Genomic DNA, 20,956 nt, shown 5'->3' on the forward strand with positions numbered 1-20,956 from the left:
AGCGGCTTCCGGAAGCCGCCGACCGGGCCATTGACGAAGCCGCCGGCCCCGAAGCCGACGACCGTGGATCCACGCTTCTCAGAGCGGCGCCCCCTCGAAGTCAGTGGCCCTCGAAGACGGGGCGCTCCTTGGCGAGGAAGGCGCGGGTCGCGTTCAGATGGTCGTTGGTTTCGACACAGGCGTCCTGAAGGTCGGCTTCGAGCTCCAGGGCCTCGGCCAGGGAGCCGGTCGCGGCGAACCGCAGGGCGCGCTTGGTGGCCGCGTAGGCGCTCGTGGGCCCCTGCGCCAGCCGTACGGCCAGAGCGCGGGCCTCGGTGTCCAGCTCGTCGGCGGGGACGACCCGCGAGACGATCCCGAGTTCGAGCGCCCGGTCCGCGCCCAGGGGCTCGCCGAGCAGCAGGAGCTCGGCCGCGCGGGCCGCGCCGACCAGGCGCTGGAGGGTCCAGGAGGCGCCCGAGTCGGGGGCCAGGGCGATCCCCGAGAAGGCCATCGCGAACCTGGCCCTCTCCGACGCGATCCGCAGGTCGCACGCGAAGGCCAGGGAGGCGCCCGCGCCCGCGGCGACGCCGTTCACCGCCGCGACGACGGGCTTGTCCATCTCGGTGATCATTCGGATGATCGGGTTGTAGTGCGCGCGTACGGTCTCGTTCAGTCCCCGCCCCGCCTCCAGGTTCACGGCGTGTTCCGCCAGGTCCTGCCCGGCGCAGAACGCCCGTCCCGACCCGGTCAGGAGCACCGCCCGTACGGAGGGCGTCCGCGCCGCCGCGGTCAGCGCCTCCAGCAGGGCGGTCTTGGCCCGGACCGTCAGCGAGTTCATCGCCTCCGGCCGGTTGACGACAACGGTGGCGACGGCATTGTCGACGGAGTAGAGGACGTCGTTCAACGGATGCTCCTTCCGGAGGTCCCGGCCCCGCCCGAGGGCCCACCGAGCCCCCTGTCTGTACGGCGCCGGCGCCGGGACCTCGCTCTTGTCACGGACGACGACCTCCGCTACGCCTCGGCGAGGTGGCGGTCGACGAAGGCGGCGGCGGCCGGGAGCAGCCGCCCGGCCTCGTGCTCGAAGTAGATCCTGGCCTTCTCGCCCGGCCAGCCCCGGGGCAGGAGCTCGGCGGGGAGCCCGGGATCGCGGAACAGGAAGTTGCGCCAGCCGTGCAGCAGCCTGCTCCGGGTGGCGAACACCTGGTCGCCGCTCGCGTTGTCGGGCAGCTTGCCGACCAGGTCCCTCGCCTGGGCCATCCACTCCTCGTAGGCGGCCCCGATGCCGTCCAGGTCCCATGTCCTGGCCACCAGCGCCGCGGGGTCACCGTCGAGCACCGCGTCGAACCGGTCGGCGCCGATGCCCTCGCCCTCGAGGATCGCGTCGAGCTCGGGGGAGGGCCGAGGCCCGATCCAGGTCGTCTCCGACAGGGGGGCGTACCCGATGAAGGCCAGATCGGAGCGCAGGCGCTCCCGCTTGGACCGCTCGCGTACGGGTTCCACCACGAGGATGTGCCACCGGCCGTTCCACGTGATCGTTCCGACTCGGTAAATTCTCAGCGCGGCCTCGTCGAGGCGGTGCACGCACTTGGGGGTGACCTCGTAACCGGGCCCCCTGGGCAGCCGGGCCGGCGCGAGCCAGCCCTGCCGCACCATCCGCGAGACGGCGGTGCGCACGGCGGGGGCCGCGATGTCCAGCGGGGCGAGCAGACGGACGAGGGCGGCCACGGACGCGCGACCGCCTCGGGATCTGAGGTGGTCCCCGTACAGATCGAACAGTGCGGCGCGGGCGTTCACGAGGACAAGTTTGGTCGTCTGAGGGGTCTCGGACAACGGTCTTGATCGCCGGATGAGCCGACGCTAAGACTGATCGTTCCCATTCTCCGTGCGGAGGCGGGATAATAGGACATCACAGAAGACGTGAATGCGTCGGCCACCCTCGGGTCAGACGGAGATCCGGAGCCCGAAGCAGGAAGGGATACACGCATGGCGGCTATGAAGCCGAGGACCGGTGATGGTCCGCTGGAGGTCGTCAAGGAAGGCAGGGGGATCGTCATGCGGGTTCCTCTGGAGGGTGGCGGCCGTCTTGTCGTCGAGCTCTCGGCGGACGAGGCAAGCGCCCTCGGCGAGGAATTGAAGAAAATCGTCGGTTGATCCCCATCTAAGACAGAAGTGGTGGAGCCGGGCCCTATTTTGAGCTTGCTCGGGGAGCATGACACCTGCGATGGCCCGCGCGATCGACGATGAACACGGCCCTGGCCGTCGGACCGCCTCACGGTGGCTCGCGCCAGGGCCGCGGTGTTCTCCCCGGTGTTCTTCCCATGCCGGGCCTGATGACTGGAGTTACCCTTATGCCCATCTCTCCCCATCTGCTCCTGCCTCGCGTCCCCTACGCGCGGGGGCTCTCCGCCGCGTCCCCCGGGGGCGCGGAGTCCACCGCCGGGGAGGATGCCGGGGCCGCGCTCCCCGGTGACGCCGAGCTGCTGGCCGTCCCCTTCGCCGCGGACCTCGCGCCCGAGATCGAGCTGCCGGTGCCCGCGGCGGCGCTGCTCGCCCACCACAAGGCCAAGGGCGAGGCGGGGGAGATCGTCGAGGTTCCCGTCGCGAACGGCGACGCCGTCGGCCGGGTGCTCCTCTACGGGGTCGGCGACGGCTCGGCGACCGCCCTGCGCAAGGCGGGCGCGGCGGTGGCGCGGCGCGGCAAGGGCAGGGACGCCATCAGGATCGTGCTCCCGAGCGGGCCGGTGGCCGCGTTCGTGGAGGGCGCGCTGCTGGCCACGTACACCTTCCGGGTCGGCGAGGCGAAGTCCTCCCCCGCGACGCTCGAGTTCGTCGGTGACGGGGTCGAGGCGGAGGTCGCCGGGGCCGAGGTGATCGCCGGGGCCGTCGCGCTCGCCAGGGACCTGGCCAACACCCCCTCCTCGGTGAAGTCCCCCGCCTGGCTCGCCGAGCGCGCCGCCGAGCGGGGCGTCGCGGTGCGGGTGTGGGACGAGCGGGAGCTGCGGTCCGGCGGATTCGGCGGCCTCCTCGCCGTCGGGCAGGGGTCGGTGAACCCGCCCCGGCTGATCCAGCTCTCCTACGAGCCCGAGGGCGCGACCGGCCACGTGGTCCTGGTCGGCAAGGGCATCACGTACGACACCGGCGGCATCTCGCTCAAGCCGACGAGCAACATGGTGTTCATGAAGACCGACATGGCCGGCGGAGCCGTCGTCATCGCGGTCCTGGGCGCGCTGGCCGCGCTCGGCGTGCGGGTGCGGGTCACCGGCCTGGTCGCCGCCGCCGAGAACGCCTTCTCCGGCACGGCCCAGCGCCCCTCCGACGTGATCACGCAGTACGGCGGCCGGACGGTGGAGGTGCTCAACACCGACGCCGAGGGGCGCCTGGTCCTGGCCGACGCGCTGGCCTACGCCGACGCGGAGCTGAACCCGGACGTCATGGTCGACATCGCCACGCTGACCGGGGCGATCGGCATCGCCCTGGGCAAGGATCTCGGCGCGGTCTTCGCCTCCGACGACGAGCTGGCCGGCGCGCTGATCGGGGCGGGAGAGGGCAGCGGGGAACGGCTCTGGCGGATGCCTCTGATCGAGGACTACGTCCCCGCGCTCAACTCGTCCGTGGCCGACCTGGCCAACATCGAGGCCGGATCGACCTACGGCGCCGGCTCCGTCACCGCGGCGCTGTTCCTGCGCGAGTTCACCGGCGGACGGCCGTGGGCGCACCTGGACATCGCGGGCGTCGGCCGCAGCGGGGCGGACGAGGGCGTTTTCAGCAAGGGGGCCACCGGGTACGGCGTGCGCCTGCTGCTGGAGTGGCTGTCGGGGCTCCACGACGGTGACCAAGGGGCGGTGACCAGGGCAGGAGCGGTGACCAGGGGGTAGTGGCCGGCGCCAGGCCCGCGAGCCTGGCGCCTGCCCGGTGCGCGGGCCGCCGCCCGCGCTTCGCTACCGGTTCGCCTCGGAGAGGCTGACGATGGCCTCCGCTGCCCGGAAGTGCTTGTTGCGGCCGAGATCGCCGATGGTCTTGATGCCGAACGCCTTGGCCAGATCCTTGGCGTCGCTCTCGCTGACTCCGGAGAGCGCGCTGACCGGGGCGTTGGGAAGCGCGCTGAGGTCGGCCCCCTCATACTCCTTGTCGAGCAGCTTGTCTAGTTTGGCGGCAACCGTCATGGTTCACCCCTGTGTATCGATGATCATGGAAAAGGCCCGCGTTATGGGCCTTGCCAGCATCGTTTCCGGCCGATGGGGGATCGATCCGCCTCTTTCGGGATCCTGGAGATCGCTTGCCGGACCCGTGTGAACGGCATTGCCCAATTCTGGGGCGTGTCGCGGACGGTGTCAGTCGGCGAGCTTGACGGCCGCCAGGATCCCGTCTCCCAGGGGCATCATCAGCGGGCGGAGCCGCTCGTCGGAGCGGACCAGCTTGCCCAGCTCCCTGATGGCGACCGTGTCGGGGTCTCGCTGCACGGGGTCGGCCACCCTGTTGCCCCAGAGGGCGTTGTCGAAGACGACGATGCCGCCGACCCGCAGCAGCCGGACGGACTCGGCCAGGTAGTCGGCGTACTCGTGCATGGCGCCGTCGCAGAAGACCAGGTCGTAGCCGCCGTCGGAGAGGCGGGGGAGCACGTCGAGGGCGCGGCCGGTGATCAGGCGGATCCGGCCGCCGGAGAATCCGGCCTGGGCGAAGCTCTGCCGGGCCAGCCGCTGGTGCTCCGGTTCCACGTCCACGCTGGTGAGCGTGCCGTCCTGGCGCATGCCGCGGAGCAGCCACAGCCCCGACACACCGCAGCCGGTGCCGATCTCCACGACGGCGCGGGCGTTGATGGCGGTGGCGAGAAAGCAGAGAGCGGCGCCGCCGCCGGGCAGGATCGGGGGCGCCCCCACCTCCGCGCCGCGCATGCGCGCGGCACGCAGGATGTCGTCCTCCCTGTGGAACTCGTCGGCATAGGCCAGAGTGGCCTCCAACGGACTTGTCGGCGTCTCTGCCATCGGCCTCTCCTCCCGCTTTCTCCGTACACAGTCATATAGGCGCTGGGTCGCAGCCTAAGGGAGGCAGGCCCGATCGGGAACTCATGTCACCCCCGGTGCGTTGCACGGTTTAAGCGGCCTTTGCCGGTCCTGAAGGTAGTCAGTGCGCACGAAGGGACGAAACCAGGCACTATGGCGATAGCGGTGGTCCCGGAGAGAGGAGTGCTGGTGGAGGAGTCCGACCACCAGGCCGAAGCTCCCGTGTCTGATTGGACACCTCCTACATGGGAGGAGGTGGTCCGGACGCACTCGGCGCGCGTATACCGGCTGGCCTATCGGCTGACCGGCAACGTGCACGATGCGGAAGATCTCACACAGGAGGTCTTCGTCCGGGTCTTCAGGTCTTTGTCGAACTACACGCCAGGCACTTTCGAGGGCTGGCTGCACCGCATCACCACCAACCTGTTCCTCGACATGGCGCGGCGCAAGCAGCGCATCAGGTTCGAGGGGCTCGCCGACGACGCCGCCGAGCGGTTGCGCGGGCGCGAGCCCTCTCCCGCACAGGTGTACGACGACACCCATCTGGAGCCCGACATCCAGGCGGCACTCGACGCGCTCGCGCCCGAGTTCCGGGCGGCCGTCGTCCTGTGTGACATCGAGGGGCTGTCCTACGAGGAGATCGCGGCGACGCTGGGCGTGAAGCTCGGCACCGTCCGCAGCCGGATCCACCGTGGGCGGGCGCAGCTGCGTGAGGCGCTGGAGCACCGCGCGCCGCGGAACGATCAATTCCCCCCGAGCGTTACCCACGGGGAGGAATTCGCATGAGAAACCACAGTCATGACGAATGTCACGACGAGCCACTTGGCAAGGAGTGCGCATGAGTCACCTTGGAGAACGCGTTTCAGCATTGGTCGACGGTGAGCTGAATCACCACGAGCGCGACCGCGCCCTGTCGCACCTGACCTTCTGCGCCCCCTGCAGGGCCGAGGTCGACGCCATGCGCGCGCTGAAGAGCCGGTTGCGGTCCCTCGACGGTCCCGCGATGCCCGCCGACCTGACGATGTCCCTGCTGCGGATGGCGGAGCCCGGCGGCCCGTTGCCGCCGCGTGAGCGCCCCTTTCCGGCCTCACGCACCTTCGGCGGCGCACCCATTCCGAGCATGCACAGCGTCGCTCCCCCCGACAACCGGCCCCGGGGCCGTGCCGGGACCCCTCGCCGCGCGCGGAGAGCGGGATACGTCGCGGTGGGCGTCGCCTCGGCGGCCGTGGCGATCGGGACCTTGTTCGTCGTAGGCGGGGCCGACCCCAACCCGCGTGTCGTGCCGCCGGTCGACATGTTCGCCAACCAGCACAGGAACACCGCGCCCTATGGCGGGTCGGCGGCGCCGACCCTCTCTCCCTCTCCGTGATCCGGCTGCCCGCCACGGTCATCCTGGCCGCTGTCATGCTGCTGGGAATGGTGGCGGGCAGTCCGGCACACGCCGTCCGGGCCCCGCACTCCGTGCCGCCGGACGACATCGAGAGCGAGGACACCGGCCTGCACCTGCTCCGCGAGGCGGCGGTCGCCGGCAGGTCCCGCGGATACTCCGGCACCCAGTACGTCACCGTCTGGGGCGCCTCGGGCTCCACCTCCGCGGTGCTGGAGGTGCGCAACATCCCCGGAAAGGGACTGACGGTGCGCACCGAGCCCTCCGGCTCCGTACGGAACGCCGACCCCGGCACCCCCGCCGGGGGCATGTCCAGCCCGTCCGAGGTGATGCTCGAGGTCCTGGCCCGCAACTACCGGGTCGTGGCCGCGGGGGAGGGCTTCGCCTGCGGGCGCCCCGCCCGCCTGGTGAACGTCCTCCGGGCCGACGGCACGGTCGCCGCCCGCTACTGGCTCGACGAGTCCGGGGGGCCGGTGCTGCGCCGCGAGCTCATGGACGCGGCGGGCCGGGTCGTCAGCGCCGGGGCCTTCGTCGATCTGACCCTCGACCCGGTGGTGAGGAGCACGGCGCTGCCCGTGATGGCCGCCGGTGGTTTCGACCTGGCCGAGCTGCCCCGCCTGGAGGCCGGAGGCTGGCGTTTTCCCCGGGTCCTACCGGGGCGCCTGGAGCTGTTCGCCGCCCACAACACCCCTCCTGGATACTTATATCTAGGGTATTCAGATGGATTGTCAGTCGTGTCGGTTTTCATCCAGTCTGGGATGCTTGACGAGGAACGTCTTCAAGGTTGGCATGCGGAGAGGCGCAAGGGGCATACGATCTGGGTTCGAGACCCAGCTGGGCAGGAGACGATCTGGGCGAGTGGGGGTCATGTCTACACCGTCTTTGCCGACGCGCCGGCCGACATGGTCGACGCCGCCGTCGCGGCGTTGCCGCACGAGCCCGTTCCCGATCTCTGGTCGCGGCTCGGCCGCGGTGCGAGCCGCCTGCTCTCCTGGGTCAATCCCTTCGGATAACGCGTGCTTTACACATCTCGTATGCCGCTCGGGGGAAGATTGCCGGGTTGACTCGGTGAGCGGCCGCCTGCGAGGCAAGGAGTAGTGAGTATTCGATGACCGACGATGCCCGTACTACCCACGAGGCGCACGATGCTGAGGGGCGTACGCCGTCGGACTTCACCGACGGCGGACACGGCACTCCCGAGCCCCGCCGCGCCGACTCCTCCGGCCCTGAGTTCTCCCGCCCGGAGTTCCTGCCCGCCGGGGAGGCCGCGCCCTTCCAGACCGAGCAGCCCCGCGACGACGGCTGGAGCCAGCTGGGGGCCCAGCCCGACCGTTCCCGGTGGGGCAGGCCGCAGGACCATCCCGAGCGGCTCCGCCACGACGAGGGGGAGCCGCCCGGTGAGGGCGTCCAGGGCCCCGCCCCCGCGGGGGAGAACTGGGGCGACCCCTCGGGCAGGCCCAGGTACGACACGGCGATCTTCGCCTCCCAGGCCGGTCCGCCCCCGCCGCCCGCCCAGGCGTTCGGCATGGGCCCCGGCTGGGCTCCGCCTCCCGGCGGCTCCGGAGGCTACGGAGGCTTCGGCGGTCCGCCGCCCGCACCCGCGCCCGTCCGGCGCGGGCCGCGCACCGCCACGCTGGCGATCCTCGCCGTGGTGATCGCGCTGCTGGCCTCCACGCTGGGCAGTGTCGGCACCTACCTCCTCACCAAGCCGGCGGGCTCGGGGCGCGACCCCTCCTTCAGCCTGGGAGGGGCGCCGACGGGTTCCAACGTCCGGCCCCCCGAATCGGTCGCGGGCGTGGCCTCCAAGGTCCTGCCCAGCGTGGTGTCGCTGGCCGTCGAGGGCGGGGCGAGCTCCAGCACGGGCTCCGGCTTCCTGATCAAGGGCGGCTACGTGGTGACCAACAACCACGTGGTGGCCAACGCCGACCCGAGCGGCCAGATCCAGATCCAGTTCAACAACCGCAAGTCCACCTCCGCCGTCGTCGTGGGCCGCGACCCCGAGTCCGACCTGGCCGTGGTCAAGCCCGCGGAGACCTTCGGCGCCCCCGAGATCACCCTCGGCAACTCCGACAACGTGGTGGTGGGCGACCCGGTCATCGCCATCGGATCCCCGCTGGGCCTGACCGGCACCGTCACCTCCGGCATCGTCAGCTCGCTCAACCGTCCCGTCCAGGCGGGTGAGGAGAACAGCTCCGACACCACCTGGCTCAGCGCCGTGCAGACCGACGCCGCCATCAACCCCGGCAACTCGGGGGGCCCGCTGGTCAACGTCAACGGCGAGGTCATCGGCGTCAACTCGGCGATCGCCACGCTCGGCAGGTCGGTCGGCGGCCAGAGCGGCAGCATCGGCCTCGGCTTCGCTATCCCGGTGAACCATGCCCGCCGGGTCGCCCAGGAGCTGATCACCACGGGCAAGGCCAAGAAGTCGCGCATCGGCGTCGCCATCGACCCGACCTACCAGGGCGTCGGGGTGCGCATCGCCACCGAGCCCAGGCAGGGCGCCCAGCAGCCGGTCGAGCCGAACGGTCCCGCCGCCCAGGCGGGCCTCAAGCCCGGGGACGTCATCCTGGAGGTCGAGGGCGTCGTGCTCCAGGACGGCAACGAGCTGATCGCCATGATCCGCAACAGGGCCCCCGGCGAGAAGCTTTCGATCAAGTACCAGCGTGGCGGCCAGGAGAAGACCGCGATCGTGACCGTCGGCACCGCACCCGACCTGCCCTCACCCCGGCCCTCCTGAGCGACGGGGTGCGGCGCGTGCTCGCGGGTGGGGGCGTTAGTGTGGAACCTCTCCGGTGTATGACCGGAGAGGTGCTTCTGGCATCCTCCCGGTAGGAGATCACCGTGTTCGGACTCGGCTGGCCTGAGATCGTGGCGCTGGTGGTGATCGCCCTTCTCGTCTTCGGCCCGGAGAAGCTTCCCCAGGCCGCCTCTCAGGCGGGCAAGACGCTGCGCAACCTGCGCCGGATGGCCAACAACGCGAGAGACGACCTGCGGACGGGGCTCGGGCCCGATTTCGCCGACTTCGACCCGGCCGACCTCAACCCGAAGAACTTCGTCCGCAAGCACCTCACCGCCGACCTTGAGGACGACTGGAACGGCGCCTCGGCCGCCACCGCCGAACCGGCCGCCCACGCGATGAGCGGCACCGACGAGCTGGGCTACGGCGAGATCCCCCCGTACGACTCCGACGCGACCTAGTCGCCTGGTTTCCCGCGAGTTCCCGCTTCGGGCGGGCGGCTCGCGTCTTGAACGGCCGACGGCGGCGCCCCCCGGTGAGGGGGCGCCGCCGTCGTCGTGTCGCGGGAGACGTCGTTTCGAGCCTCGCGGAACCGGCCCTCCGGGTCGTCTCCGGTCCGGAAGGCCGGGTTGTGCGGCCCGCCTGGCGGGGGCCGTGGCCGGGACTAGCCGCGCCGGGTGGGCGAGATGCCGAGCTGGAGGCCCTTGAGGCTGGCCGACTTCTTGCTGAGGGAGGTGGCGATGCGGCTCAGCTCTACCGCGGCCGGGGCGTCCGGGTCGGTCAGCACGAGCGGCTTGCCCTCGTCGCCGCCCTCGCGCAGGCGCATGTCGATGGGCACCTGGCCCAGGAGCGGCACGCGGGACCCCAGGGTGCGGGTCAGCGCGTCGGCCACGGTCTGGCCGCCGCCCTCGCCGAAGACCGAGATCCGCTCGTCGCAGTGCGGGCAGGGCAGCCACGACATGTTCTCGATGACACCGGCGATCTGCTGGTGGGTCTGGACGGCGATCGATCCCGCGCGCTCGGCGACCTCTGCGGCGGCCTGCTGCGGGGTGGTCACCACCAGGAGCTCCGCGGACGGCATCCGCTGCGCCACGGAGATCGCGATGTCGCCGGTGCCCGGGGGCAGGTCCATCAGCAGCACGTCCAGGTCACCCCAGTAGACGTCGGCGAGGAACTGGTGCAGGGCCCGGTCGAGCATCGGACCGCGCCACACGACCGGGGTGTTGCCCTCCGGCTTGAACATGCCGACCGAGATGACCTTGATGTCATGCGCCACCGGCGGCATGATCATGTCCTCGACCTTGGTGGGGCGCTCGGAGATGCCGAGCATGCGGGGAATGCTGTGACCGTAGATGTCGGCGTCGACGACGCCGACCTTCAGACCGCTCGCGGCCATCGCGGCGGCGAGGTTGACGGTGACGGACGACTTGCCGACGCCGCCCTTGCCGGACGCGACCGCGAAGACGCGGGTCAGCGAGCCCGGCTGGGCGAAGGGGATCTCCTTCTCCGGGCCCTTGTTGCCGCGCAGCTTGGTCTGCAGCGTCTTGCGCTGCTCGGTGCTCATGACGTCCATCTCGATGGAGACGCCGGTCACTCCGTCGACCTTGGAGACGGCGCCGGTGACGTCTCGGGTGATGGTGTCCTTCATGGGACAGCCGGACACGGTCAGATAGATCGCGACGCGTACAGCCCCCTCGGGGGAGATGTCGACGCTCTTGACCATGTCGAGTTCGGTGATCGGCCGACGGATCTCAGGGTCGTTGACGGTCGCGAGGGCGGCCATCACCAGTTCCGTGGTAGGTGCCATCGAAGTGTCGGCAGTCACGTCACCCGGGGGCGACGGGGGATGCCGTCCCTCCTTGTCTGTTATCGATGAGGCGTCTCGCGGGCGGGACCTGCCCGTCGTGGCGCCCGTATGGCTTGGCAGGAGGCCGATCCCAGCAGGGAACGGTCGGCGTCGTGAGCCCATGGTATGGAACCCGGGGACACCGAAAGGAATTCCGAATCCGGCCTTGGTCGCCGGATTCGGACAATTCGCTGTGTAGGTGCGCGTGCAACGTTCTAAGGTTACTCCGTGACCCTGACGGCGGGCGAGTCAAGAGAGAGCATCGGCTCGGAGGAGCTGGTGGTCTGGCGCATGCTCCAGCGGGCCCAGGTCCGCATCACCCGGGTTCTGGAGGCCGACCTGCTGGTCGAGCACGACCTGGCCCTGGCTTCGTACGAGGTCCTGTTGCAGCTGTCCGAGGCGCCGGAGCGGCGGCTGAGGATGAACGATTTGGCCGATCGGGTGCTGCTGTCGCGCAGCGGGCTGACCCGGCTCATCGACCGCCTCCAGCGTGACGGCCTGGTCGAGCGCGAGGCCTGCACTAGCGACGCCCGCGGGCTGTTCGCGGTCCTGACGGACGACGGCGCCGCGCGGCTGGCCGAGGCCAGCCCCACCTACCTGCGCGGGGTCCGCGCCCAGTTCCTGGACATGCTCGACGCCGACGAGCTGCGGCAGTGCGCGGCCATGCTGAACAAGCTCTTTCCCGGCCCTCACTCCGACACCGACGCGTACTGAGTCCCACGACCTTGCGTCGGCACCGTCTGTGCTGAGTCTCACTGAGTCCCACGACCTTGCGCCGGCACCGTCCGTGCTGAGTTCCACAACCTTGCGCCGGCACCGTCTGTGCTGAGCCTCACGACCCTGCGCCGGCACCTGAGCCCCACGGCCTTCCATCGGCACCACCTGTAACGCGAGCTCCACGGCCTCGCGCCGGCGCGCCCCGGGGCCACCTGCCGGCACCACCCGCCTGGACGTCTCGCCGATGCCGCCCGCGCGGCTTCGCGCGGGCGCCGGCTCTCATGACCTCCGGCCGGGCGGTCCCGGCGCGGAGGGCTTCCCGGGTGGCTTCCCGGAGTCCTGTCCCGCCCTTCCCCGGCGAGGTTTCCCGCCCTGTCGCGGTCCGATCGGCCGTCTTGACCGCTTTCCGGACAAGACCGTTCGGCGCCATGTCACATGCCAGCCCCAGAGTGATGTCGAACGCATAAAGGATCTTGCCGGTCATACGGACACTCGTGGAGATTGCGGATATTCACGACTAATGCGGAGGCTCGATGCCAAAATTACGGGCAGCCCTCACCGCCCTCATCGTGGTCGCGGCGGGTGTCACCCCGGCACACGCCGCCACCCACCCCTCTCTCACCGTCGAGCGGGGACGGACCCAGCCGGTCTTCTCGTACGCCGACGCCGTCCGTGAGCACGTGTACGTCGAGTCGAGCGTCGACAGCGACTCCGACGGAAAGCCGGACCGGGTCCGTGTCGACATCATCAGGCCGAAGGAGTCCGGTCCCGGCCTCAAGGTGCCGGTGATCATCGATGAGAGCCCGTACTACGACAACTCCGGACGGGGGAACGAGGCCGAGCGGAAGGTCTACGACGCCGCCGGGAACGTGACGAAATTCCCCCTGTACTACGACAACTACTTCGTACCGCGCGGTTACGCCGTCCTCAACGTCGACATGATCGGGACCACCAGGTCCGACGGCTGCCCCGACGTCGGCGGGCAGGCCGACGTGCTGGGCGGCAAGGCCGTCATCGACTGGCTGAACGGCCGCGCCACCGCCTACCGCCCCGACGGCACGCCCGCGGTCGCGGACTGGACCACCGGCAAGGCCGCGATGATCGGCAAGTCGTACGACGGCACGCTGGCCAACGCCGTGGCGGCGACCGGGGTGAAGGGACTGGAGACGATCGTCCCGATCTCGGCGATCAGCTCCTGGTACAAGTACCAGCGCTCCAACGGGGTGATCTACAACTACGACTACATGTCCTGGCTGGGGGACTACGTCGACAGCGACCCCACGGCCAAGTGCGCGGCCACCTGGGCACGCCTGGACGCCCAGGACGGCGACGACACCGGGAACTACAACGGCTTCTGGGCCGAGCGCGACTACATCGCGGGCTCGCTGGCCGACGTCTCCAAGGTGCGCGCCAGCGTCTTCGCCGTGCACACGGTCAACGACCTCAATGTCATGCCCGACAACTTCTCCAAGTGGTGGAAGGCCCTGGCCGACAGGAACGTGCCCCGCAAGATCTGGGTCGGGCAGTACCAGCACGTGGACCCCTTCGACTTCGAGGGACGCCGTGACCTCTGGGTCGACACGCTGCACCGCTGGTTCGACTACTGGCTGCTCGGCGTGCGGAACGACATCATGCGCGAGCCCCGCGCCGACGTGCAGAGCAGCCTCGACCGCTGGACCACCCAGCACGACTGGCCCGCCCCGCTCGCCCTGAAGGTCCCCTTCCGTCCCGCGGCCGACGGCTCGTTCGGCCTCGTACCGGCGAAGAAGGGGCAGACCGCCACGTTCACCGACATCCGCCAGCCGGAGGAGGCGATGGTGGCCGACGTCGGCACGGCCAAGCCGGGGAGGGTGGCCTTCACCACCGGCGCGCTGCCGCTGGACCTGCGCCTGTCCGGCACGCCCGTGGTGGACCTGCGCGTCGCGCTCGACCAGCCCACCTCGAACCTGACCGCGCTCCTCGTCGACTTCGGCGAGGACACCCGGATCGACTGGCGGCGTGGCCAGGGCATCACCACGGTCACGGAGGAGAGCTGCCACGGCGAGAGCACGGCCTCCGACGACGCCTGCTACCGGCAGGTCGTCACCAACCGGGCCACCCGCCCGCTGGAGATCGTCGCCCGGGGCTGGATCGACGTGCAGAACCGCGACTCGCTCAGCACGCCCTCGCCGCTGCCCGCGGGCACGTACGGCAAGGTGAGCTGGGAGACGCTGCCGCAGGACTACGTCTTCAAGAAGGGACACAGGCTGGCCCTCGTGATCGCGGGCACCGACTCGACCTACAGCGACGAGAGGGCCACCGGCGCGAACGTCACCGTCGACCTGGCCGGGAGCAGGGTGCTCCTCCCGCTGGCGCTCAGCACCCTGCGGAGCACCGACGTGCCGAGGGACGCGAGCAGGTGGAGTGGTCCGCGGCAGCTGGACCTGCCGGAGCCGGAGAACCTGTTCTTCTGATCTTCGGGAGCCACTGATCCTCAGAAGATCCGCGGGGTGTGAGCGGGGCGGGACGCCCGGCTCGCACCCCGTCCCGTGTCACCGCCGGGCGCGGGGCTCAGAGCGCGTGTCCGCCCGGGGGGAGGGGGCGGGCTGGAACGGGCCCGGTTCACGACTCCAGGGATCGCTGGGGCTCCTGGAGGTCCTCCTGAAGGCGTTGCAGCTCCGAGCGGATGTAGTCGCGGGTGGCCACCTCGCCGAGCGCCATGCGCAGGGCGGCGATCTCCCGGGTGAGGTAGTCCAGGTCGGCCTGGTTCCGCTCCGCCGCCCTGCGGTCGTGCTCGTTCTGGACCCGGTCGCGGTCGTCCTGCCGGTTCTGGGCGAGCAGGATCAGCGGCGCCGCGTACGAGGCCTGCAGCGACAGGATCAGCGTCAGGAAGATGAACGGGTAGGGGTCGAACTTCAGCGACTGGGGGGCGAAGACGTTCCACAGCACCCAGAGGGCGACGAAACCCGTCATGTAGACCAGGAACCTGGCGGTGCCGAGGAAGCGGGCGATCTGCTCCGACAGCCGTCCGAACGCCTCGGGGTCGTAGTGGGGGCGCAGCCGCAGACCTGGCTGCCTGGGCTGGTCGAGGCGGTCAGGCATTCTCGCCCTCTCTCGGCTGGTCGTCCCGCTCGCGCCAGTCGTCGGGCAGCAGGTGGTCGAGCACGTCGTCCACGGTGACGGCGCCGACCAGGCGTCCCGCCTCGTTCACCACGGGAGCCGCCACGAGATTGTAGTTGGCCAGGTAGGAGGTCACCTGGTTCAGGGTGAACCCCGGCCTGATCGGGTCGAGGGAGGTGTCCAGGATGCCGCCGAGCAGGGTCGAGGGCGGCTCGCGCAGCAGCCGCTGGAAGTGGGCCAGGCCGAGGAAGCGGCCGGTGGGCGTCTCGACGGGCGGCCGGGCCACGTAGACCTGCGCGGCCACGGCCGGGGTGATCTCGCGCTGGCGGATGCTGGCCAGCGCCTCGGCGACCGTCGCGCTCGGGGGCAGGACCACCGGCTCGCTCGTCATCATCCCGCCCGCGGTGTTCTCCGGGTAGATCAGCAGCCGCCTGACCGGCGCGGCCTCCTCGGGCTCCATCAGCGCCATCAGCGCCTCGGCCTGCTCGGCGGGGAGGTCCTGGAGCAGGTCGGCCGCGTCGTCGGGGTTCATCTCCTCGAGCACGTCCGCGGCCCGCTCGGGGGCGAGCCTGCTCAGGATGCCGATCTGGTCCCGCTCGGGAAGTTCCTCGAGCACGTCCGCGAGCCGTACGTCGTCGAGGGCCGCGGCCACCTCGACCCGCCGCTTGTCGGGCAGCTCGTGCAGGGCCCCGGCCAGGTCGGCGGCGCGCATCGACTCGAAGGCGACCAGCAGGTTGGCCGCGCCCTGGTCCTTCTGGACGGCGCCGAAGCCGCGAACCTCGCCCCAGTCGACGATTTTGGTCACGCCGCGCCGGCGCAGCCCCATGCCGGGAGGGCTTCCGACCACCGCCACCTTGGTTATCAGCCACTCGGAGCGCCTGTTCTCCTCCATGGCCAGGTCCAGGACCGTCATCCGCTGGCCCTCGACCTCCACGCCGAGGTCGAGCAACTCGGCGATGGCCAGGGTCTCGGTCGCCCGCTGCTCGAACCTGCGCATGTTGAGCTGGCCGCTGAAGACGACGGCACCGGCCTTGGCGGACCGTATCCGGGTGATCGGCAGGAAGACCCTGCGGCGGGGCTGCACCTCGACGACCAGCCCGTGCACGTGCGGCGGCGCGCTGCCGGCGATGGCCACCACCACGTCGCGGACCCGGCCGATCTGGTCCCCGGCGGGGTCGAAGACCGGGGTTCCGGCGAGACGCGCGATGAAGATCCTCACATCTGAAGCGTAGGCCGCGTCCTGAGCCGGCCGGCCGCTGCCACGCTCCCCGGCTCACATTCCGGAATGCGGTTGCTGTCCGATATGCCACCGTGACAGCATCAAAGGCGCTTAACGGTAATTACAGAAACGGTGGGTCATGAGACGTGCAGGACTTCTGATCGCGATCGCGTCGTCCCTGTGCTTCGCCTTCTCCGGCCCCATGGCCAAATACCTGGGCGCGGCGGGGCTGGCCCCGCTGGAGGCGGTCTGGGTCCGCATGGCGGGCGCCGGGCTGCTGCTCGTCGGCGTCCTCGCGGTCGCCCGGCCCTCGGCCCTGCGCATCCCCCGCGCGCGGCTGCCGTTCCTCCTGGCGTACGCGGTGATCGCGGTCGCCGGTGTGCAGGCGCTGTTCTTCGCGGCGATCACCCGGCTGCCGGTCGGCGTCACCCTGCTGATCGAGTACACCTCGCCGGTGGTGGTGGTGCTCTGGGTGCGTTTCGTCCGGCGGGTACGGCTGCCGCGGGCGGCCTTCGCCGGTGCCGTCGTCGCCGTGGTCGGGCTCGGCATCGTGGTGGAGGTCTGGTCGGGTCTCGCCCTCGACCCGGTGGGCCTGCTGCTCGCCTTCGCCGCGATGACGGGCTGCGCCGGATACTTCCTGCTCAGCGACAGCCTCGGCGACGACGTCGACCCGCTCGGCCTGATCGCCTGGGGCCTGCTCGGCGCCGCCGCGGTGCTCCTGCCGATCTCCCGGCCGTGGGACATCCCCTGGGGGGCGCTCAGCGGGACGGCCACCCCCGCGGGCGGCCACACGCTGCCGGTCGTCGGGGCGCTGGTCTGGCTGATCGTGGTCGCCACGGCCGCCGCCTACATCCTCGGCGTCCTCGCGATCCGCCGCCTGTCGGCCGCCATCGGCTCCACGGTCGCCTCGCTGGAGGTCATCGCCGGGGCGGTGGTCGCCTGGATCCTGCTGGGCGAGGCGCTCGGCCCCTTCCAGATCGCGGGCGGCGTGATCGTCCTGGCCGGCGCCTACCTGGCCCAGCGGGCCACGGCCGCGCTGCCCCCGCCCGCGCGGGAGGTCAGGGAACCGGTTCGCGTGGGGTGAGGCCGCGCCGGCGGGGCGATCGGCCGGGGGCGGCACCCGGTGCGCCGAGGCCGCCGGGCGGGTCCGGCGAAACGCGCCGTCAGACGGGTCCAACGGGACGCACCGTCGGGCGGGTCCGGCGGGACGAGCCGTCAGGCGGGCTCGCGCGGGACGAGCCGTATGACCTTGGACGCCGCGGCCCAGCGCTCCAGGAGCCTCGTGCCGTCGGGGGCGTTGAGCCGCTCCTTGGCGAGCGCGGCCACCGCGTCGGGGGCCCGTGCCTGGTCCACCACCTCCACGAAGGCGTCGAAGGCCACCAGGCGCCCGCCGTTGTCCTTGCTGCGCAGCGTCACCCGTACCTCCCCCGCCTCGGCCAGCCCCGGCAGCGGCTGCTCGCCACCGCCGGTGACCAGGTAGATCGCGCCGTCGTGCCAGGTGTGCCAGGCCAGCCGGGGCCGGTCCAGCGACAGCCACAGGACGCTCGACTTCTTCGCGCCCTCCTCGATCACGCCCATGAGACGAATGTACGGCCTGTGCCTCCCCGAATGGCGGTACAGGCCATACACGCCGCCGGATCAGTGCCGGGAGAGCTTCCAGGCCGCCGGGAGCAGCCCCGCCGCGACGATGATCTTGAGGGCGTCGCCGAGCAGGAAGGGCAGCACGCCCAGGGCGAGGCCCGTGGCGAGATCCACCTGGGCGACGGCGACGAGGACCGGCAGGCCGAAGGCGTAGATGACCAGGTTGCCCAGGATCATCGTGCCGATCGTGCGCGGGACGGTACGGTCGCCGCCGCGCTCGGCGAGCTTGCCGACCACGGCCGCCGCGGCGATGAAGCCGATGACGTACCCGAAGGACGCTCCGCCGAAGCCGGAGGCACCGTCGGCGAACCACGGCACGCCCGCGACACCGGCCAGCATGTAGAGCGCCATGCTCAGCACCGCGCGGTTCATGCCGAGGGCGGCGCCGACCAGCACGACCGCGAAGGTCTGGCCGCTGACCGGCACCGGCGAGCCGGGCAGCGGGAAGCTGAGCTGGGCCGCCAGGCCCGTCAGGGCGGCGCCACCGACCACGAGCGCGACGTCGCGGACGCGGGAGGCCGGGATGAGGTCGGACAGTACGGCGGGCCTGGCCACCGAAGAAGCGTTTGCCATCGTGCGTGTCTCCCTTGGCAGATTCTTGATGTCCATTCTTCTGACATCTCTGGCAAGGGTCCTACGAGATCGCCGCCAAGAACAGGGCGGGGTCTTTGTACGGACGCCATAGCGCCGTCCGGCCTGTCGTCCGGCTCCCGCCGGGCGTTAGCGTGTTCCCCATGCGTTCCCGACGTTCGTGCCTCGCGGTGCCCGGCAGCAGTCCCAGGTTCCTGGAGAAGGCCCAGGGGCTCCCCGCCGACGAGGTCTTCCTCGACCTGGAGGACTCCGTCGCGCCGCTCGCCAAGGAGGGCGCGCGCAAGAACATCGTGGCCGCCCTGCGCGAGGGCGACTGGTCGGGCAGGACGAGGGTCGTGCGGGTCAACGACCTCGGCACCCAGTGGACCTACCGGGACGTCATCGAGGTCGTGGAGGGTGCGGGGGAGTTCGTCGACTGCCTGATGCTGCCCAAGGTGGAGGACGCGGCCCAGGTGATGTGGCTCGACACGCTGCTCACCCAGATCGAGAAGGCGAACGGCCTCCCGGTCGGCCGGATCGGCATCGAGGCCCAGATCGAGAACGCCAGGGGCCTGGTCAACGTGGACGCCATCGGCGGCGCGTCCCCGCGCCTGGAGACGCTCGTGTTCGGCCCGGCCGACTTCATGGCCTCGATCAACATGCGGACCCTGGTGGTCGGGGAGCAGCCGCCCGGTTACACCGAGGGCGACGCGTACCACTACATCCTGATGCGCATCCTGATGGCCGCCAGGACGCACGACCTGCAGGCCATCGACGGCCCGTACCTGGCGATCAAGGACCTCGACGGTTTCCGCCGCGTGGCGGGGCGGGCCGCGGCGCTCGGGTTCGACGGGAAGTGGGTGCTGCACCCCTCCCAGATCGAGGCGGCGAACGAGGTGTTCTCGCCGCCGCAGGAGGACTATGACCACGCCGAGCTGATCCTCGACGCGTACGAGTACTACACGACGGTCGAGAGGCGCGGCGCGGTCATGCTCGGCGACGAGATGATCGACGAGGCGTCCAGGAAGATGGCGCTGGTGGTCGCGGCGAAGGGCAGGGCGGCCGGTCTGCGGCGCACCACGGCCTTCACCCCGCCTACAGCTTGATCCCGATGGTGGTGAAGAACCAGAACGACGAGGTCAGCCAGAGGCCGGTCAGGGCGACGAAGGTCAGCCCGCCGAGGACCGGGAGGGTCCAGCCGGGCAGGCCCCGCTTGGGCAGCGACAGCATCTTCGCGGTGAAGACACCGTAGAAGAAGCAGCCGAGCAGCGAGTGGATCATCACGCGCGGCACGTCGAACTGGGTGCCCAGCGCGTACAGGCAGTGGAGCGCCACCGGGATCGTCAGGATGAACGCCACCCGCCCCGACCAGCGGTGCAGGGTCCCGATCCACGGCACGTCCAGCTTGATCCGGCCCCACATGACCAGGGCCGAGAAGAGCTGGACCAGCGCCAGCAGGAACGCGCCGGTGGTGAGCCAGGCCTTCATGGCCAGAGCCCCGGAGAACCCGGCCAGCCCGATCGCGTACCCGGTGGGCGCGTGGACCCGCCCGTAGACGCCCAGCCCGACCGCGACCAGCCCGCCGACGACGAGCGGGACGAGGAGCGGCGCGAGGTTGTTCGGCTGCCGGTGCTGGGCCGGTGTGATCTGTGTGTCATTCATCAGAACCCCTCGATGAACTCGTCGACGTCCTGGGGATCGACTTCCACGCCGTTCACGACGGCGTTCTCGCCCGGCTCGGGGATCGGCACGTCGGCGACCTCGTCGCCCACGAGGGTCAGGCCGACCCTGGTGCCGTCGTCGAGATAGATCCATCCGGCGCGGACGTTGGCGCCGCGGACGAGCGCGGTCGCCCGGTAGAGGCCGGAGGGCTTCTTCACGGTCGGAGCCTTGAAGCTCCACTCCTTGCCGCCGAAACCGAGGGTCCCCGAGGCCCTGCCGCCGCCGAGCTGGGCGGTGAGCGAGGCGTTGCCCCGGCCGGACAGGGTGACCTTGCCGTCGGCGGCCTTGCCCTTCATCCAGGCCTCGATCTTGCCGTCGCAGAAGTAGCCGACCGCTTTGCCGTTCCTGATGGAGAGGGCGATCAGCCCGCCGTTGCCGGTGACCCGCCCGGCGTAGTCGGCCTTGACGGGGGTGGGCTTGGCCGTCTTGACGGCCTCCGGCTCCGGCGTGGGCGTCGCCTCCGTGGTGGCCTGGGCCACCGGGGCGGGCGCGTCGTCCTGCGCGTTGACGGTCTGTGTGGTGGGTGAGGTGGTGGCGCTGGCCACGCCGAGGGCGACGGCCATCACCGCTCCTGCCGCCAGTGTGTATACGGGCCCCAGCCGTGTCATATCTGCTCCCTGGGGTGGTGGGTTGTGAGTCAGGTGTACACGCTGTCGTTCCGGGAGTCTGTGAACTTATCCGCACATGGAGGGACGAGGCCAGGTTTCTCGGTGGCTCCTCCCGGTCTCCGCGACGGGGGATTCAGGGGATCTTCCAGTGGCTGATGTTTTTGAAAATTAAAGGATAAAACCTGACAATTCCGGCGCTCAGTTGATAAATCTGACTAGAGAGGTCTCGTCATCGTGGCCCGGACGTGTTGCTCTTGACTGTGTACGGCCGAGGACCGGGTATCCGGCCGCGGGAGGTGATCGTTTCCGCAGAACGGGGTAGTAGTAGGGTCGCGTGCGATTTGCCGCATCCATAGGGGTTGCGGCCTGCTGTTACACGGAGACGACTGGAACGGTCCTGGGTGGTGACCCCGGGCTGGGACGGGCTTCCT

Annotated in this window: 22 protein-coding genes; 11 read left to right on the plus strand and 11 right to left on the minus strand. The window is 70.6% G+C overall.

Translation table 11 applies throughout. The features are described 5' to 3' along the window. Positions 1–100: 100 nt before the first annotated feature. Together ACSDR0_RS04875 and ACSDR0_RS04880 are read right to left on the minus strand one after the other, a co-directional pair. A complete protein-coding gene (locus tag ACSDR0_RS04875; RefSeq protein ID WP_435287508.1) occupies positions 101–883 on the minus strand; it encodes an enoyl-CoA hydratase-related protein in 783 nt (260 codons plus the stop codon). 107 nt (positions 884–990) lie between these two features. After that, a complete protein-coding gene (locus tag ACSDR0_RS04880; RefSeq protein ID WP_435287509.1) occupies positions 991–1,773 on the minus strand; it encodes a PaaX family transcriptional regulator in 783 nt (260 codons plus the stop codon). Positions 1,774–1,962: 189 nt separating this feature from the next. Here ACSDR0_RS04880 and ACSDR0_RS04885 point away from each other — a divergent pair, with 189 nt between their 5' ends. Continuing rightward, on the plus strand, positions 1,963–2,130 hold the full coding sequence (locus tag ACSDR0_RS04885) for a DUF3117 domain-containing protein (RefSeq protein ID WP_084195322.1): 168 nt from the start codon (positions 1,963–1,965) through the stop codon (positions 2,128–2,130). Between the two features lie 197 nt (positions 2,131–2,327). Further along, a complete protein-coding gene (locus ACSDR0_RS04890; protein ID WP_435287510.1) occupies positions 2,328–3,854 on the plus strand; it encodes a leucyl aminopeptidase family protein in 1,527 nt (508 codons plus the stop codon). A 63-nt stretch (positions 3,855–3,917) separates the two neighbouring features. Here ACSDR0_RS04890 and ACSDR0_RS04895 read toward each other — a convergent pair whose 3' ends face one another. Beyond that, the gene (locus ACSDR0_RS04895) at positions 3,918–4,142 is read right to left on the minus strand and encodes a hypothetical protein (RefSeq protein ID WP_435287511.1); all 225 of its coding nucleotides are present in this window, start codon (positions 4,140–4,142) and stop codon (positions 3,918–3,920) included. Positions 4,143–4,310: 168 nt separating this feature from the next. Continuing rightward, complete coding sequence (locus tag ACSDR0_RS04900; RefSeq protein ID WP_362685333.1) at positions 4,311–4,961, minus strand: O-methyltransferase; 651 nt, start codon at positions 4,959–4,961, stop codon at positions 4,311–4,313. A gap of 171 nt (positions 4,962–5,132) precedes the next feature. Between ACSDR0_RS04900 and sigE the strand changes: the two genes are divergently transcribed. The 5 genes from sigE (at position 5,133) to ACSDR0_RS04925 (ending at position 9,564) form a co-directional block, all read left to right on the plus strand. Next, the gene (gene sigE / locus ACSDR0_RS04905; RefSeq protein WP_329085768.1) at positions 5,133–5,765 is read left to right on the plus strand and encodes an RNA polymerase sigma factor SigE; all 633 of its coding nucleotides are present in this window, start codon (positions 5,133–5,135) and stop codon (positions 5,763–5,765) included. 52 nt (positions 5,766–5,817) lie between these two features. Further along, a complete protein-coding gene (locus ACSDR0_RS04910; RefSeq protein ID WP_435287512.1) occupies positions 5,818–6,348 on the plus strand; it encodes an anti-sigma factor family protein in 531 nt (176 codons plus the stop codon). Next, complete coding sequence (locus ACSDR0_RS04915; RefSeq protein WP_435287513.1) at positions 6,345–7,379, plus strand: sigma-E factor regulatory protein RseB domain-containing protein; 1,035 nt, start codon at positions 6,345–6,347, stop codon at positions 7,377–7,379. Before ACSDR0_RS04910 ends, ACSDR0_RS04915 begins: the two co-directional genes overlap by 4 nt. A 95-nt stretch (positions 7,380–7,474) precedes the next feature. Continuing rightward, positions 7,475–9,103, plus strand: coding sequence for a S1C family serine protease (locus tag ACSDR0_RS04920; RefSeq protein WP_435287514.1), 1,629 nt, complete (start codon positions 7,475–7,477; stop codon positions 9,101–9,103). A gap of 104 nt (positions 9,104–9,207) precedes the next feature. Continuing rightward, on the plus strand, positions 9,208–9,564 hold the full coding sequence (locus ACSDR0_RS04925; RefSeq protein ID WP_435287515.1) for a sec-independent translocase: 357 nt from the start codon (positions 9,208–9,210) through the stop codon (positions 9,562–9,564). Between the two features lie 203 nt (positions 9,565–9,767). Here the strand turns inward: ACSDR0_RS04925 and ACSDR0_RS04930 are convergent, their stop codons facing one another. Continuing rightward, complete coding sequence (locus tag ACSDR0_RS04930; protein ID WP_435287516.1) at positions 9,768–10,910, minus strand: Mrp/NBP35 family ATP-binding protein; 1,143 nt, start codon at positions 10,908–10,910, stop codon at positions 9,768–9,770. 267 nt (positions 10,911–11,177) lie between these two features. On the opposite strand from ACSDR0_RS04930, the gene ACSDR0_RS04935 reads away from it, so the two are divergent. After that, complete coding sequence (locus ACSDR0_RS04935) at positions 11,178–11,663, plus strand: MarR family winged helix-turn-helix transcriptional regulator (RefSeq protein ID WP_435287517.1); 486 nt, start codon at positions 11,178–11,180, stop codon at positions 11,661–11,663. A gap of 536 nt (positions 11,664–12,199) precedes the next feature. Then, entirely contained in the window at positions 12,200–14,119 is a 1,920-nt protein-coding gene (locus ACSDR0_RS04940) for a Xaa-Pro dipeptidyl-peptidase (protein WP_435287518.1), read from the plus strand. Between the two features lie 148 nt (positions 14,120–14,267). On the opposite strand, the gene ACSDR0_RS04945 is transcribed toward ACSDR0_RS04940, so the two are convergent. Together ACSDR0_RS04945 and ACSDR0_RS04950 are read right to left on the minus strand one after the other, a co-directional pair. Then, positions 14,268–14,747, minus strand: coding sequence for a DUF1003 domain-containing protein (locus ACSDR0_RS04945; protein ID WP_435287519.1), 480 nt, complete (start codon positions 14,745–14,747; stop codon positions 14,268–14,270). Then, positions 14,740–15,984, minus strand: a complete 1,245-nt coding sequence (locus ACSDR0_RS04950) for a magnesium transporter MgtE N-terminal domain-containing protein (protein ID WP_435287520.1) — start codon at positions 15,982–15,984, stop codon at positions 14,740–14,742. The genes ACSDR0_RS04945 and ACSDR0_RS04950 overlap by 8 nt, the downstream gene beginning before the upstream one ends. A 139-nt stretch (positions 15,985–16,123) precedes the next feature. On the opposite strand from ACSDR0_RS04950, the gene ACSDR0_RS04955 reads away from it, so the two are divergent. Next, complete coding sequence (locus ACSDR0_RS04955; RefSeq protein WP_435287521.1) at positions 16,124–17,068, plus strand: EamA family transporter; 945 nt, start codon at positions 16,124–16,126, stop codon at positions 17,066–17,068. A gap of 131 nt (positions 17,069–17,199) precedes the next feature. Here the strand turns inward: ACSDR0_RS04955 and ACSDR0_RS04960 are convergent, their stop codons facing one another. Together ACSDR0_RS04960 and ACSDR0_RS04965 are read right to left on the minus strand one after the other, a co-directional pair. Then, the gene (locus ACSDR0_RS04960) at positions 17,200–17,562 is read right to left on the minus strand and encodes a hypothetical protein (protein WP_435287522.1); all 363 of its coding nucleotides are present in this window, start codon (positions 17,560–17,562) and stop codon (positions 17,200–17,202) included. Between the two features lie 60 nt (positions 17,563–17,622). Then, positions 17,623–18,198, minus strand: coding sequence for a biotin transporter BioY (locus ACSDR0_RS04965; RefSeq protein WP_435287523.1), 576 nt, complete (start codon positions 18,196–18,198; stop codon positions 17,623–17,625). Between the two features lie 161 nt (positions 18,199–18,359). Here ACSDR0_RS04965 and ACSDR0_RS04970 point away from each other — a divergent pair, with 161 nt between their 5' ends. Then, the gene (locus tag ACSDR0_RS04970; protein ID WP_435287524.1) at positions 18,360–19,301 is read left to right on the plus strand and encodes an HpcH/HpaI aldolase/citrate lyase family protein; all 942 of its coding nucleotides are present in this window, start codon (positions 18,360–18,362) and stop codon (positions 19,299–19,301) included. On the opposite strand, the gene ACSDR0_RS04975 is transcribed toward ACSDR0_RS04970, so the two are convergent. Together ACSDR0_RS04975 and ACSDR0_RS04980 are read right to left on the minus strand one after the other, a co-directional pair. Continuing rightward, positions 19,291–19,857 carry a DUF6529 family protein gene (locus ACSDR0_RS04975; protein WP_435287525.1) on the minus strand — a complete coding sequence of 189 codons (567 nt, stop codon included), beginning with the start codon at positions 19,855–19,857 and terminating at the stop codon, positions 19,291–19,293. The genes ACSDR0_RS04970 and ACSDR0_RS04975 overlap by 11 nt on opposite strands. Beyond that, a complete protein-coding gene (locus ACSDR0_RS04980; RefSeq protein ID WP_435287526.1) occupies positions 19,857–20,480 on the minus strand; it encodes a hypothetical protein in 624 nt (207 codons plus the stop codon). The genes ACSDR0_RS04975 and ACSDR0_RS04980 overlap by 1 nt, the downstream gene beginning before the upstream one ends. Positions 20,481–20,956: the final 476 nt, after the last annotated feature.

Source organism: Streptosporangium sp. G11, from assembly GCF_051192615.1.
In the GTDB taxonomy this organism is placed as follows: domain Bacteria; phylum Actinomycetota; class Actinomycetes; order Streptosporangiales; family Streptosporangiaceae; genus Streptosporangium.

Coding starts and splice junctions, on each gene's coding strand:
- ACSDR0_RS04910 (WP_435287512.1), top strand. CDS start 5,818: ATGAGTCACCTTGGAGAACGCGTTTCAGCATTGGTCGACGGTGAGCTG.
- ACSDR0_RS04945 (WP_435287519.1), bottom strand. CDS start 14,747: ATGCCTGACCGCCTCGACCAGCCCAGGCAGCCAGGTCTGCGGCTGCGC.
- ACSDR0_RS04955 (WP_435287521.1), top strand. CDS start 16,124: ATGAGACGTGCAGGACTTCTGATCGCGATCGCGTCGTCCCTGTGCTTC.
- ACSDR0_RS04970 (WP_435287524.1), top strand. CDS start 18,360: ATGCGTTCCCGACGTTCGTGCCTCGCGGTGCCCGGCAGCAGTCCCAGG.
- ACSDR0_RS04895 (WP_435287511.1), bottom strand. CDS start 4,142: ATGACGGTTGCCGCCAAACTAGACAAGCTGCTCGACAAGGAGTATGAG.
- ACSDR0_RS04980 (WP_435287526.1), bottom strand. CDS start 20,480: ATGGCCGTCGCCCTCGGCGTGGCCAGCGCCACCACCTCACCCACCACA.
- ACSDR0_RS04890 (WP_435287510.1), top strand. CDS start 2,328: ATGCCCATCTCTCCCCATCTGCTCCTGCCTCGCGTCCCCTACGCGCGG.
- ACSDR0_RS04975 (WP_435287525.1), bottom strand. CDS start 19,857: ATGAATGACACACAGATCACACCGGCCCAGCACCGGCAGCCGAACAAC.
- ACSDR0_RS04900 (WP_362685333.1), bottom strand. CDS start 4,961: ATGGCAGAGACGCCGACAAGTCCGTTGGAGGCCACTCTGGCCTATGCC.
- ACSDR0_RS04940 (WP_435287518.1), top strand. CDS start 12,200: ATGCCAAAATTACGGGCAGCCCTCACCGCCCTCATCGTGGTCGCGGCG.
- ACSDR0_RS04965 (WP_435287523.1), bottom strand. CDS start 18,198: ATGGCAAACGCTTCTTCGGTGGCCAGGCCCGCCGTACTGTCCGACCTC.
- ACSDR0_RS04960 (WP_435287522.1), bottom strand. CDS start 17,562: ATGGGCGTGATCGAGGAGGGCGCGAAGAAGTCGAGCGTCCTGTGGCTG.
- ACSDR0_RS04885 (WP_084195322.1), top strand. CDS start 1,963: ATGGCGGCTATGAAGCCGAGGACCGGTGATGGTCCGCTGGAGGTCGTC.
- ACSDR0_RS04920 (WP_435287514.1), top strand. CDS start 7,475: ATGACCGACGATGCCCGTACTACCCACGAGGCGCACGATGCTGAGGGG.
- ACSDR0_RS04930 (WP_435287516.1), bottom strand. CDS start 10,910: ATGGCACCTACCACGGAACTGGTGATGGCCGCCCTCGCGACCGTCAAC.
- sigE (WP_329085768.1), top strand. CDS start 5,133: ATGGCGATAGCGGTGGTCCCGGAGAGAGGAGTGCTGGTGGAGGAGTCC.